Annotated in this window: 5 protein-coding genes; 3 read left to right on the top strand and 2 right to left on the bottom strand. The window is 65.4% G+C overall.

Annotated features, from left to right (window positions below; genetic code table 11):
* Positions 1-118 precede the first annotated feature (118 nt).
* The gene (locus tag F0L68_RS39290) at positions 119-664 is read left to right on the top strand and encodes a hypothetical protein (protein WP_149855011.1); all 546 of its coding nucleotides are present in this window, start codon (positions 119-121) and stop codon (positions 662-664) included.
* A gap of 193 nt (positions 665-857) precedes the next feature.
* On the opposite strand, the gene F0L68_RS39285 is transcribed toward F0L68_RS39290, so the two are convergent.
* Positions 858-5933 (bottom strand): LamG-like jellyroll fold domain-containing protein, encoded by a 5076-nt coding sequence (locus F0L68_RS39285; RefSeq protein ID WP_149855010.1) that lies wholly within the window; start codon positions 5931-5933, stop codon positions 858-860.
* A 392-nt stretch (positions 5934-6325) separates the two neighbouring features.
* Here F0L68_RS39285 and F0L68_RS39280 point away from each other — a divergent pair, with 392 nt between their 5' ends.
* Both F0L68_RS39280 and F0L68_RS39275 read left to right on the top strand, forming a co-directional pair.
* Positions 6326-12619, top strand: a complete 6294-nt coding sequence (locus tag F0L68_RS39280; protein WP_188317080.1) for an RHS repeat domain-containing protein — start codon at positions 6326-6328, stop codon at positions 12617-12619.
* Positions 12620-12964: 345 nt separating this feature from the next.
* Entirely contained in the window at positions 12965-13402 is a 438-nt protein-coding gene (locus tag F0L68_RS39275) for a hypothetical protein (RefSeq protein WP_149855008.1), read from the top strand.
* A 141-nt stretch (positions 13403-13543) separates the two neighbouring features.
* On the opposite strand, the gene F0L68_RS39270 is transcribed toward F0L68_RS39275, so the two are convergent.
* The coding region (locus F0L68_RS39270; RefSeq protein WP_149855007.1) for a M23 family metallopeptidase at positions 13544-13884 on the bottom strand (341 nt) is incomplete at its 5' end.

Here is a 13884-nt window from a genome sequence, read left to right as displayed (position 1 = left end):
TTGGTCGTTCGGGGTGGCGATCACGGTGCCCGGGGCCGCAGGAGCTGGGACGCGGTGACGGCATTGGTCCGCTCGGCCGGCAGGCATACGGGGTGGGAGTCGGAAGCAGGAGACGCTCATGACGGACGAACAGGTCTCGGCGGCGCTCGACAAGGTGGCCGCTGTTCTGCGGACACGGGCGCTGAGCAGCGCACTGGGCCGTCATGGCCGTATCGAGGTCGGAGTCTCCACCGCGGCGGCGATGACGCCGGAGCAGCGTTACGCGACAGGGCTGTACTTTCCGCGATACGCGCTGTTCCAGTGGGCCAGCGTGGTCCTGGTCCTCCGGCCGGACAACGTTCATCGGAACGAGCCGGTGGTCGCCGATCTGCAGTGGACGGTCCTGTTCGAGCGGCTCGACGTCGAGATCGTGGATGCGATGTTGGCGCGTGAGCTACCTGTCGAAGAGGTCCTTCGTCGTCGTGATCTTCGGTGGAGCAGGACAGTCACAATTGACCGGCTTGCTGTTGGAGACTCGTCGGTGTGGAGTCTCAAAGCGTCAGTTCGTGTTCACGATGCCGAGGGGGAATTGGTCGCCATGGGCACCGAGCAGCTCGATCCCGCCCACGTCGTTGAGGTGGCCAGGATACTTCGCCTTCCCGGCTTCCTGAGCGTGGTGGATTAGATCATCGTGCGCTCGACTGGGACGGCGGTAGTCTCAGCCGGAGGCGAAGTTCGTTGAGTAGATCGACGGTTTGGCCGAGCGCAACCAAGTCCATCGACAGGACGAGTCTGCTGTTGCCGTGCTGCGCTTGGTGATGGTGGCGGAGCAGGTGGTGCGGTCAGCCCCGTTCGCGATCGGGGCTGACCGCGGTCAGTCACAACTGGACGGTCGCCGGGAACCCGGTGGCGTCGGAGAGGGTCTGGGCAAGCTTGTCGTGATAGGCGGCGTTAGGGATGCCGCTCGTCAGGAAGCTCGGGTCTGTCTTGGTGTTGTCGGTCGAGCTTTGCACGGCGGTGCTGAAGTCGACGACGTCGTCGGCTCCGTAGGCGTTGTAGTGAGCGAGGATGTCGGTGTTGAGCTGTTGGCGGTTCTTCTCGCGTTGATCACTGCCGTCCAGGCCCAGTGGTGCGATGGTGGCGATGACGAGGTGCAGTGCTGAGCCGTCGGACCGGAAGTAGCGCTTCATACCGGCGGGGCTGCTGGCGTTCATCAACGCGGTGAGGTTGCGCTCGATGGTGGCGGCGTCGGTGCCGGCGAGGATGTCGTTGGTGCCGAGGGCGACCACGACCGTGCGCAGATTGGGTTCGTCGAGAGCGGTGTTGTTCAGCGTGGCCCCCGCGTTGGCTGTGGTGGCTGCGCCAATGCCGGGCGGAGTGCCGACTGAAGGCGCGGTGTAGATGAGGGTGGCGTCGGTGGCGGTGAGGGCACGCTGGTAGGCGCGGACGCCGGAGACCGAGCCGTTGAAGAAGTTGCTCGTGCCGCCGTTGGTGCCTTGGACGCCGCCGATGGACAGTGGCGCGGCGGCATTCCACGGGGTGGGGTTGGTGGCGGTTCCGGCGAGTTGGCCGTTGACGTAGAGGCTCATCGTGCCGGTGGCGGCGTCGAAGGCGCCGATCAGGTGGGTCCAGGTGTTCAAGGCTGGGGGGCTGGTGGCGTGGGCTGAGGACTGCGGCGCGGTGGGGGAGTCGGAGTTGGGGCTGACGAACGCCCATGCCTTCATCTCGGCGGAGTACTGCAGGTAGAAGGCGCCCATGGTGGCGCCGCCCTGTCCGACGGCGGTGTAGAAGTTGTTGGTCGAGGTGAGTTTCACCCAGGCTGCGATGCTGTAGCTCTGGGTGGTGTTGAGGGTGGTGCCGGTGGTGGTGATGATGCCGTGGGTGCCGTAGAAGGTGGCTGAGCCGTTGTGGTCGTTGCTCCAGGTGGCGCCGTCGGTGAGGGTGCCGTTGTGGCTGCCGCTGGTGTCGGTGGCGGTGGTGCCGGTGCCGTCGTTGAGTTTCCACGCGCCGGTGGGTTGGATGCCGGCGAGGCTGGTGTTGACGATGCTGCCGGGCAGGCTGCTGCCGAGCTTGGCGGGCAGGTCGTCAACCCAGGTGGGGAAGGTGCCATTTGATGCGCGGCCGGTGGAGGTTTGATCGCCGAGGACTGCCACCGTGCCCGCGCTGGAGTCGGTGGTCGAGACGTCGACTCCGGTGAGGTAGTAGGAGCTGGTGACGCTGGTGGTGTAGGGGCTGCCGTCGGCGTTGGTGGTGGTGTTGCCGGTCGCGAGGTAGTTGGTGGTGTTGGTCAGTCCGTGCGTTGGTGCCTGGGTGACGGCGGCGGGCAGGTGCAGGCTGACGGTGAGGTTGCCGCTGGCTCCGGTGATCGTGGGGTAGGCGATCGGGTCGCTGTAGATCTCGCCGCCGACCGGGATGGTGACCGTGCGGGCGCCGCATCCGAGGGTCTGGCCGGCTGCCGCGCAGAAGGACAACGCTGCCGGCGCGCCGGTGGTCGCGGCGCCGGTTCCGGACTGGGCGGACATCGTCGCGGCGTCGATGGTGACCGGAGCTGACGCGCCCGTGTTGGACAACCGGATCCGCGTCGTGGTGCCGGTGACGGTGGGGTGCACGACCATCCGCAGGGTCTGGTTCGCGAAACCACTGCCGCCGGGTGGGATCGTTGTCGCGTCCGCTGGTGCTGCCCAGGTGCCGAGCCAGCCTGCCGACACGGGGCGGGCGGCCATGGCCAGGACGTGCAGGGCGGGCTGAGGGCACCCGGGAAGGAAGTTCGTGCCGATGAGCGGCAGTGTGATGGATGCCAGGGTCTTGCTGGGATCGGCGGGCAGGAAGATCGCGTAGACGCGGGGCTGCACACCGGTTTCCTGACCGCCGGCGACGTTGCGGTAGGGAAGTGTGAACGCTGCGGTGTTCGCGGAGGCGGTGACCCAGTCGGAGACCTGTGGGTAGAAGGGGTTGCTGGTGGTCTTGCCGTCGGCGTAGGCCAGCGTGCCGGTCACCTGGGGGCTGTTGCCGCAGGTGGAGGCGACCAGCAGGCCGACCGCGTTTGACTTGACAGTGGGCAGCGGGATGGTCTGGCCGGCGGCCACGACGTTGTCGTTGCCTGTGCTGTTGGCTGCGGGCATGGTGAACGTCGTGCCGCTAATGGTCACCTTCTGGCCTGGGGCGAGGCCGGCGGCCGCCATGGCCTGCGCGGACAGCGATCCGCCTTCGAGGTCGAAGTTGCCGTTGCCGGTGGCAGTGTCGTTGCTGATGCCGTGGTTGTTCATCGCGTCGGTGAAGTTGTCCGTGATCACGTTGTTGATGGGGATGACGGTGAGGTCGTCGACCTGGGCGTTCCAGCCGCGTTGGGCGTCCGCACCGGTGACCATGGACACGGGGTTGACGAGCGTGGCCTTGAGGAGATGTTGCCCCTTGGTCAGGTGCACGCCCCCAAGCGGGCGGTAGACCGAGAGTTGGGCGCAGTTGTTGCAGTTGACGGCGCTGTCAGCGGGGCCGACGGGCGTCCCGTCGACAGCGAGTCCAAGAAGCGCGGTGTAGGGGCCCTTGGCGACGTGTGCGCCGAGGGCGTAGTCGGCCTCGATTGGGGTGTTGACCGACATCGTGAATGACTGGTTCACCGCAGTTCCCTTGAACAGCAAGCCCTTGCTTCCTGCGGGGCAGGGCTGCACGCAGTCCACGCTGCTGGTCGGGATGTTCTGCCCGGCGGGCTGGCTGACGGTCACCTGGGTGGCGTCGCCGGCCTGTAGCCGGGTGTTCACGCCGTAGTCCGGTGCGGTGTAGAAGGTGTAGGCAGTGGACTCCGGCGACAGGTTGTGGGCGTCGTCGAAGCTGCGCACGTACAGGGTGTGATAGCCCGGCGTCATACCGGCGGGGACGGTGACGGTGGCCGCACCGTTGGTGTTGGCCACCCAGCCGCCGTTGGTGAAGGTCTTGTTGTAGTCGCAGTCGCCGGTGTTGGGCGTCGCCTCCGAACCCGAGCCCGCGAAGGTGTAGGTGAAGCCGGCAATGTTGGTCGCGCCACCCGCGTTGACCGTGAACGAGCCCCGGGCCGGCCCCCAGTAGTTGGGTTGGTAGTCCAGGCTGCTGATGGTCGGTGTGGGCTGCGGTGGGGTCGCGCGGGTGTAGAACCAGACCCAGGGTGACCAGGTGCCGTTCCACACGCCGCCGCTGCCGTCGCCGGGCATGGAGTTCTGCACTGCCACGCGGTACGCCCAGGCCCCGTCGCCGAGGCTCGGGTTGACGGTCCAGGCTCCGGTGCTGCCCGAAGCGGTCCACACGGCAGGGCTGGCTGCGGCCATGTTGCTGCCGGTGGCCGTGAACACCTGGTAGTTCAGACCAGTGTTCAGCGGCGGATTGTTGTTGTCGGTGGCGCTGGCCAACAGGGTGGGCTGGCCAGTGGGGGCCACCGCGGTGCCGGTGCACATCACCGCGCCGGCCACGCCCAGCGCGCTGGCGGGGTTCGGCGGAAACGCGAAAGTGATGGACAGGGACGCGTTGTTGCCGAACTTCTTCCACTGGTTCTGATCATTCTCGTTGGGGGAGACCAGGCCGAAGGCGATCTCTGGCCAACTGCCGTTGGCGGCGTCGACAGCCACGCCCATGGCGTTGAACTGGATGCTGCCAGGGCCGCCGCAAGTGTCGCCTGCCGCGGAGGACTGCTGGTCGATCTTCCAGCCAGATGGTCCGGGCCAGGAGCTGGCACTGCCCAGTGCGTTGGTGCGCCACAGGTCCACGGGCTGGGCGGTGCACTTGGTGGCGCCGTGGACCTGGGTGGCGTAGAACCAGGCGCTGGACACCACGGCGTTGCGGCCGTTGCGGGCGGCCAGGTCGGGGGTGGGCATGCGGAAGAAGGAGCGTGCCTTGGTCAGGCCACTGCAGCCTGGCCAGGTGCCGCACTGGCCGACCTGGGCGTCTTGGTTGGCGTTGACGTAGCTCCAGCCGTTTTCCGTGTACTCGGACCAGTCGGTGGAGTTCGGAGACATCGACGGGTCGATGAACACCGGGTAGATGACGTCAGGGCCGGTCAAGGCCGCCGGGTCTGGGGTGATCACCAGCGACGTCGTGGGCGGGCCGCTGTCGGTGGTGGTTGTGCTGGCGCGGGGCGCAGCAGCGGAGGTGGAAGCGGGAGCGGTGGTGACTTTGAGCGGGGTGACGCGGCCGCTGCCCGGTTCGGTCGAGGTGGGGGCGGGGCCGATGTGGTCGTCATGGTGGGAGTCCCACATGATCGGCATCGTGCCGTGCAGGACGTCGGCTCCGGCGGAGTCCTTGGCGGTCAGTGTGCCGTCAGGGCTCGCAGACAAGGCCAGTCCTGTGCCGGTGGCGGTGAGTGTCACGTTGGCCAGCGCAGGGTTCTTCGCTGCGGTGGCGTCGTGCACGATCAAGGTCTCGGAGTAGCTGTCCGCAGTGGCGGACACTTGCAGGTCGACGCCAGGGAATACCGCCGGGTACGTTGCGGCAGAACCGTTGAGCACCGGCGCGGGCAGCGGGGTGGGCCAGGAGAGCTGAAGCTTCTTGTCCCCCTTGGCGAGCGTGACCAGAGGGGCGGAGCCGCCGGGGGAGAAAGCGACGTCCACAGCGGCTGCGGCGGGTGCGAGCAATCCGTCGCCGCGCTTGGCGAGCGTGGTGTCGACCGCCTTCCATCCGCCGTCCTTGTTCACTCGCACCGGGCGTGCGTTGGCTTGCAGGGTGAAGGTGCGGTCGGGGTTGGCCAAGACCGTGGACATCTGGGTCTGGTGCCCGTCGACCTCGACGGGTTTGCCGGTGTCCTTGGCCTGCTGCACCGCGGTGGCCTCGGCCGGATCCTGCGGCTGCGCGTCCTTCCCCGACGGTCCTGCGGACGGCTGCGGACCTGCGTGAGCCACGGGCTGGGCGGCGGTCGCGGGTCCGGCCACGCCGACGGCGAGCGCGACAGCTGTCGCCAGGACCACGACGCTGCCGTTGAGGCAGCGGACCATGGCGTGGACGGATAGCGGAGACAGACTGCGGCGCATTGGTATCCCCCGGGAACAGATGGCCAGAAGGCCGGAAAGCGAAACGCCCGGAACGGTAGCCCACCGTGACAGCATGTGGATAGTGTGAAAATTTGAGAACGACGTCACACGGTGAGCGTGTAACGAATCCGGGTCGCCATTTCCGTCGAGTTCCCCTCGCGCTGGCCTGACCTGGCGTGATGCCAGAAATTCCTGCTTCCCTTGGCGGTACGCGGAGGCTAATGTCAGCGGCTGATCACCGGCGGGGGTTTCATTTATTCACGGGGAGCGCGAGCATGCCTGGGGCCAGATTTCTGCCTGTCCTAGCACGGCGGTATTTGTCGCGGCGGCGCGTATCCATGATGGTGGCTGGAGTCATGGCTGCCTCGGTGCTGACCGCGATCGCCGTCCCGGTCGCCGCAGCGGCCGACATGGGGCCACAAGCCCAGCGTTACACGCCAGTGGCGCACACGGACTTCCTGCTGCACCACCAGCAGCCCGTGCCGTCCCCGGACTCAGGCAAGCCCCGGACTGCCACCGCATGGCCATCTGCCGGAGAAGCCGACCTCACGCTGCCCACTGTGGCAGCGAGGAACCTGCCCGACGGGGGGCGTGCGCGGACGCAGGCAGCCGTCGCGCAGAAGGCCGGCAGCCTGCCGATCACGATCGCCGCGAATCCCGCCGGCGAGACACCCGCCGGCGGCGACGCCACGACGCGGTCAGCCCACGTCAAGCTCACGGGCCAGGACGAAGCACACCGTGCCGGAGTGGCCGGAGTGCTGTTCTCGGTCGCCCCGACCTCAGCGCCAGGCGGCGCGGTGTCGGTGGGCGTGGACTACTCGGGCTTCGCTGACGCGATGGGCGCCGGCTTCGGGTCTCGGTTGCACCTGGTGCGACTACCAGCCTGCGCGCTGACCGCCCCGGACAAGGCGGAGTGCCGCAGCCAGGAGTCACTGGCATCGCACAACGACGCCGCCTCCAAGACGGTATCCGCGGATGTCGCACCACAGGCTCGTCTCGTCGGCAAGTCCCCCACCATGTCCAGTGCCGCCGCAGCTCCGATGGTCCTGGCGGCGGTGGCCGGCCCAGGGGGGCCGGCCGGATCGTTTGAGGCCAGCTCGTTGACCCCGTCGGGCTCGTGGTCGGTGTCGGGCGCGTCCGGGGCGTTCACGTGGTCCTACCCAATCGTTCTGCCGCAGGCGGCCACAGGTGGGGACGTCGCCCCGAAGGTCGCACTGTCCTACAGTTCCGCGAGCGTGGACGGTCGCACCGCCGCAACCAACGGACAGTCCTCCTGGGTGGGGCAGGGTTGGGACTACTCGCCGGGATTCGTCGAGCGCACCTACCGTTCCTGCGCGGAGGACACGACGCTTCCGCAGGCCCAGCAGACCGGAGACAGGTGCTGGGCAGGTCAGATTCTCACCATGAGCCTGGGCGGCAGCACGACGGCGCTCGTGCGCGATGACGCCACCGGTGCGTGGAAAGCCCAGAGGGACAACGGAGCTCGAGTCGAGCTGTTGACCGGCGCTCCGAACGGGGCGAACAACGGGGAGTACTGGAAGGTCACGACGTCCGACGGAGCGCAGTACTTCTTCGGCCGTCACCACCTGCCCGGCTGGGTCGCGGGCAAGGACGAGACGAACTCCACCTGGACCGTGCCCGTCTACGGTCCACATCCCAACGACCCGTGCCACAACGACGTTTTCGCGTCCGCGTCGTGTGCGCAGGCGTGGCGGTGGAACCTGGACTATGCCGTTGACCCGCACGGCAACGCCACCGCCTACTACTACAACGCCGAGGCTAACTACTACGGCGCCAATACCGGCACCACAGGGGCGGCCTACACCCGCGGCGGGACACTGAAGCGTGTCGACTACGGGCTGCGCGACACCGGCTCGGGGATCTACGGCGCCGCCGCGCCGGATCAGGTCACCTTCGACACCGTCGAGCGCTGCGACCCCGCCATCAACGCGGCAGTGACGTGCGACCCCTCGCAGTTCGCCGTGGCGAACGCGAAGTCATGGCCGGATACCCCTGCCGATCAGCAGTGCGCGGCCGCCGACACGTGCAACAACCACGCGCCGACGTTCTGGTCCACCAAGAGGCTCACCGGGATCACCACCTGGTACAACACCGGCTCCGGCGCGGTCAAGATCGACAACTACCAGTTGGCGGGGACGTTCCCGCAGATCGGCAATCCGGAGCTGCGGCTGGACTCCATCACCCGCACCGGCTACAACGCCGACGGCACGTCCATCTCACTACCGCCCGTCCAGTTCACCAGTCAGCAGTTGGACAACCGAGTGGTCGGCTACAACGGCCTGCCCGCGTTGGCGCATTGGCGGATCACGAACGTTGCCACCGACACCGGCGGCTCGATCAACGTCACCTACACCAACGACACAGGCGGCACCGCCTGCACGTCGTCGTCTGTGCCGTCCGATCCCCGTCAGGATGACAAGCTGTGCTTCCCGGTGTACTGGAGTCCGCAGTACTACACCGCCCCGATCCTGGACTACTTCCACAAGTACGTAGTGTCCAAAGTGGATATTCAGGATCGTAACGCCGTCTCCCCGACTCAGATCACGACGTACAACTACCTGGGCAAGCCGGCGTGGCACTTTGACGACAACGAGATCGTCAAGCCCGCCAACCGCACCTACGGTCAGTTCCGCGGCTACGCCCAGGTCGAGGTCCGCAACGGCAACCCGGACAACAGCACCGCCGGCACAGCGGATGCCCGCACGCTGACCCGCACCACGTACTTCCGGGGTATGGACGGCGACACCCTGCCCAACAGCGGCACACGCTCGGCCCAGGTCACCGACTCGCTCGGCGAGACGGTGCCGGACAACAACCTCTACGCCGACCAGGCGCGCGAGACGCAGGCGTTCAACGGCGACGGCGGCCCACAGCTGTCCACCACGATCACCGATCCGGTCACCGTTGCCGCCACCGCGACCCGCGCCAGGACCGGCCTGCCCGCGCTGACCGCCAGCATCACCGACGTCGCCAAGACCCGGACCGTCACCAACCTGACCGCAGGTGGCACACGCACCACGACGACCACCAACGCCTACGACGGTGCCGGCCGACTGACTGCCAAGGCCGACTCGGGTGACGGTGTGCCGGACCTGTGCTCCACCACCAGCTACGCCGACAACACCGGCTCCTGGATCCGTAACCGTGCCAGTGAGGTTGTCACCTCTCAGCAGAAGTGTCCGACAGACGGCAGTGCCCCTTCTCCGGTGTTGTCGGACGTGCGGACCTATTACGACGGCCAGGGCACCCTCGGCGTCATCAGCGGCGCGGGCGACGCGACCAGAGTGGACACGGCCACCGCCAACACCAACGGCGCACTCACCTTCAACACCACCGGCGCCACCGCCTACGACACGTCCGGTCGCGTCACTTCCGTCACTGACGCGCTCGGCCACATCACCACCACGGCCTACACGCCGACAGACGGCGGGATCCTGTCCCAGACCGTGGCGACCAACCCGAAACGGCAGACCGCCACCATCCAGGCGGAACCCGCTCGTGGCAAGGTGACCAAAGCCGTCGACACCGGAGGGCACGTCACCCAGGCCGTGTACGACGCGCTGGGCCGACCGACCTCGGTGTGGAAGCCGGGGCGAACCATGGGCTCAGTGCCGGCATCGGTGACCTTCGAGTATCTGCAACGCGTGGACGGCCCGCTCGCGGTGACCACCCACACCCTCGTGGACTACGGCACCGGCACGAACTACGTCACCTCGATCAGCCTGTTCGACGCTCTGGGGCAGGTGCGCCAGACCCAGATCGACGCCGTCGGCGGCGGCAGGGTCGTGAAGGACGTCGTCTACGACTCGCACGGTTGGGCTCGGATCTCCAACAACCGTTACTACACCGACGGATCACCCTCCACGACCATGGTGTCTGTCGCCGACAGTGCGGTGGACGACCGCACCATCACCGCCTACGACGGGACCGGACGCGCCGTCACGGCCGCCCAGTACCGAGGACTGAATGCCACCTGGTCGACGCAGACCGTCTATGGCGGCGACCGCACGACCGTGATCCCGCCCCAGGGAGGTGTCACCCAGACCACCGTCACCGACGCGCACGGCAAGACGGTGGAGCTGGACCAGTACACCAGCGCCCCCACGGTCAATGGCAGCGCGGTGACTGGTGGCGCCTATCAGGCCACGCGATACCACTACACGGCGACGGGCCTGCCGGACAGGATCACCGACCCCGACGGCAACGTCTGGGCCTACGGCTACGACTTCCTCGGCCGCAAAACCTCGCAGACCGATCCCGACGCCGGAAACAGCACCGTCACCTACGACCTCGCGGGTGAGACCACCTCGACCACCGACAGCCGCGGCCAGACGCTGGCCTACACCTACGACGAACTGGGTCGCAAGACCAACGAGTACGCCGGCTCCACAACGGGCACCCTGCTGGCCAACTGGAAGTACGACGGCGCGCAGAACGGTGTCGGCAAGCCGTGGTACTCCACCCGCTACACACCGCAGGGCACCTACAATCAGGCAGTCAGCGCCTACGACGGCATGGGCAACGCCGCCACCGTGATGACCCAAATCCCCTCCGCGGAAACCGGCTTGGGCGGCCTCTACACCACGGGCTTCGGCTACACCACCACCGGCCTGCTGACGCAGCTCACGCCAGCGGGCGCGGGAGCCCTCAAGGGCGAGGCCATTGGCATCACCTACGACAAGATGGGCAAACCCCAGGCCAGCCTGGGCTACAACGCCATCGTCTCGGCGTCGACCTACACCCCATACGGGGAGCCGTCGCAATTCACCCTCGGCCCGTCGAACAGCCAGGCCTGGCTGACGTTCAACTACGACGCCCAGACCAGACGTCCCAGCGGCGTGAACCTCTCCGCCCAGCAGGTCTACGCGCAGATCGACGACCGGCAATACAGCTACGACCCCGCCGGCAACACCACGAAAGTCACGGACACGCAGGGCAGCCCGGCCAACAGCGCCCCGGTACGCACCCAGTGCTACGGCTACGACACGCTGCAACGCCTGACACAGGCATGGACCGCCGTCGACAGCTGCGCAGCGGCCCCGAACACCGCTGCGGGAACGACCAACGTCGGTGGACCCAACTCCTACTGGACCACGTGGTCCTTCGAACCCGCTGGCCTGCGCACCCAGCAAACCCAGCACGCCCTTCCCGGTGCCGTCGGCGCAGACACCACCACGACCTACACCTACCCGCAGCCCGGCACACCACAGGCCCACACCCTCACCGGCACCACCACGACAGGGCCCGTGGGCACATCGGCGGCCAGCTACGGCTACGACCAGGCCGGCAACACCACCACCCGCACCCTGTCCACGGGGAACCAGACCCTGACCTGGGATGTCGAGAACCATCTGGCCACTGTCGCTGCCCCAGCCGGGCAGAGCAGCTATGTCTACGACGCCGATGGCGGTCAACTCGTCCGGCACGACCCCGGCAAGACCACCCTCTACCTGCCCGGTGAGGAGATCACCCGCGACAGCGCCGGTACCGTGACCGGCACCCGGTACTACAGCCACGACGGGATCACCGTCGCCCTGCGTGTGGGCGGAGACAATCCGAAGATCCTGCTGACCGACGCGCATGGAACCGGTCAGGTCACCGCCGACTGGTGGGGCAGCTCCGCCAACGTCATCCGCCGCGACACCGACCCCTACGGTAACCTCCTGGGCCAGGTGCAGAACGGCCCCTGGCCTGACGTTCACGGGTTCCTCGGCAAGCCCCAGGACGACGCCACTGGTCTGACTGATGTCGGGGCCCGCAAGTACGACCCGGTAACTGGCCGATTCATCTCGGCCGACCCAATTCTTAATCCGGCCACTCCGCAGCAGTTCACCGGGTACGCCTACGCCAACGACAATCCGCTTCTGCTGAGCGACCCAAGCGGTTTGATGCCGATGGAATCGTGCATGGATGGCGGGGGACCGTGTCAGCATCAGGCTGCAAATGGTGATTATGTTCAACATGGTAATCCGGATGAAGCCTTGGCTGCGCTGGCGCCCGCGAAGCCCCCTAAGGTAAAGAACGAAGACCTATCTGGAATTCTGGAAGATTCTTATGCTCGCCCAGGTGTGGATGACGTTGTTGGACGAGGTACTGTGTCTGATGCCCTTCGCTACGAGCTTCGGGCTGGACTTCAAGTCGGAGGTAAGTGGCACTTCCTCAAGGCGGCGCAGCAGTTTGGGCGAGTGTCTGATTGGCTTGAGGGCCTTCGAAAAGGGCGCTTCGAGGCATCGTCGGACGATGAGCTGGCGGCAATCGCGGAGGCGAAAGACCTTTGGGACGCATTGAATTCGCATGATGAAAAAGGGTCCGTCATGACCGAGATTAGAAGGTTAAAGAAAGAAGGTACTGGTCAATTTGAGTCCTATAATAATGCAATTGAAAATGCGGTGCAAAGATCTGCGGTAAAAGATATCACCGGCGCAGAATTTGAGGAGGTTCCGTACAAGGCGCCAAGATTTAAGGGTGCAACTGCGTTGGGGCGTGGAATCCTGGGTCTTAATGCCGCTGTGTTTGCCGTTGACGGTTTCCAGCACGGCTGGAAGGGGGCAGTGCTTAGGGCAGCCGATCCTATGGGTGTTTTGGACAATCTCCCTGGGTGTCACGAGTACTGCAACGTGCCTGGCTAAAGCTTGCCTTGCCTTGCCTTGCCTTGCCTTGCCTTGACCTAACTCTGTTGGCGCATTCTTTGATTGGGGCATGGTCGGCGCTTAGATAGGTTAACTCGGCTGGTCATGGCCAGGTTTCGAGTGTGTCGCATTACTGTGGAGAAGCTTTCCGGTGTTGCAGGATTCATCTGCATAGGATCTGCGGTACAATCACTTACTCGTAGTCTCGGATGATTGAAGGTGTCAATGTCGGGTTCGCGTCGGAGACTCTCAAATGCCTCAAAGATTGTTAATCCGAATAGTCCTGCCGGAATGGTCCTCTTTAGTCGATCGGAAGACTCTGGGTCGCGGTTGCAGTCTCGTACGATGAGCTGGAGTTTGGGGACTTTCGGGGATCTCCTTTGGCTAAATGTCGACGAGTCTCGACAATTCGTCGCGAAGCTGGTTAGTCGTGAAATTGAAGAGGCTGTCGAATATGGTCGAGAATTGTCGCTTATATCGCACGATGGTCTTCTGCGTGACGCATTCTGGTTCCCACTGCTTAAGCCTGCTTTAGATCTTGCTTCATCAGATGCTGAGCGCCTTGAGGGTCTTCTCGATTTCGTAGTATTTGCTTACACTGAAGGCGTGAGAGGTGATTCGTATGCGCGCGAAGTGCTGCAAGAAGAAATTCTTGACCGCATCGCGGAGACGTCATATATTACTACGGTCAAACGAGTGAGTCCTGAGCTGTTTCAGATAATTGAAGTATCCTCAGGATCCAGGTATCGCAGCTTGTGGGCGCAGTACGGAATTTCGGAGTAAAATTCTACTGACTGAGATACTGTGATGATTTTGGCTGCATTCGTCGAGTGATTCCGCCTCGTCGATAGGCGGCCGGTAGAGGCAACTGAAGTTGACGCACGCTGCATAGTTCCGTGTCCAACATCCGGGACCAAGGTCCGACTACTTCAGGAGAATGCTTCGCTGTGCGAGCCATGGCTCCGGGTCGATCTTCCGTCCGTTGACCCAGACTTCGAAATGCAGGTGCGGGCCGGTGGATTCGCCGCGATTGCCCATGCGGGCGATCTGCTCGCCGGCGCCGACCGGTTGTCCTTCGTGGACGGAGTAGCTGTCGACGTGGCCGTAGACGGTGATCGTGCCGTCATCGTGTTGCAGTCGAACCCAGAGGCCGAAACCGGTAGCGGAGCCTGCTTCGGCGACGGTGCCGTCAGTGACGGCGAGGATGGGCGTGCCAATGGCGTTGGCGATGTCGACGCCATAATGACGTGATCTCAACGACTTTC

It is taken from the genome of Solihabitans fulvus (assembly GCF_008386585.1).
Classification (GTDB): domain Bacteria; phylum Actinomycetota; class Actinomycetes; order Mycobacteriales; family Pseudonocardiaceae; genus Solihabitans; species Solihabitans fulvus.
The sequence above is the reverse complement of the archived record's forward strand: the minus strand, read 5'-3'. Positions and strand labels throughout refer to the sequence as shown.

Coding starts and splice junctions, on each gene's coding strand:
- F0L68_RS39290 (WP_149855011.1), top strand. CDS start 119: ATGACGGACGAACAGGTCTCGGCGGCGCTCGACAAGGTGGCCGCTGTT.
- F0L68_RS39285 (WP_149855010.1), bottom strand. CDS start 5,933: ATGGTCCGCTGCCTCAACGGCAGCGTCGTGGTCCTGGCGACAGCTGTC.
- F0L68_RS39280 (WP_188317080.1), top strand. CDS start 6,326: ATGGCTGCCTCGGTGCTGACCGCGATCGCCGTCCCGGTCGCCGCAGCG.
- F0L68_RS39275 (WP_149855008.1), top strand. CDS start 12,965: ATGAGCTGGAGTTTGGGGACTTTCGGGGATCTCCTTTGGCTAAATGTC.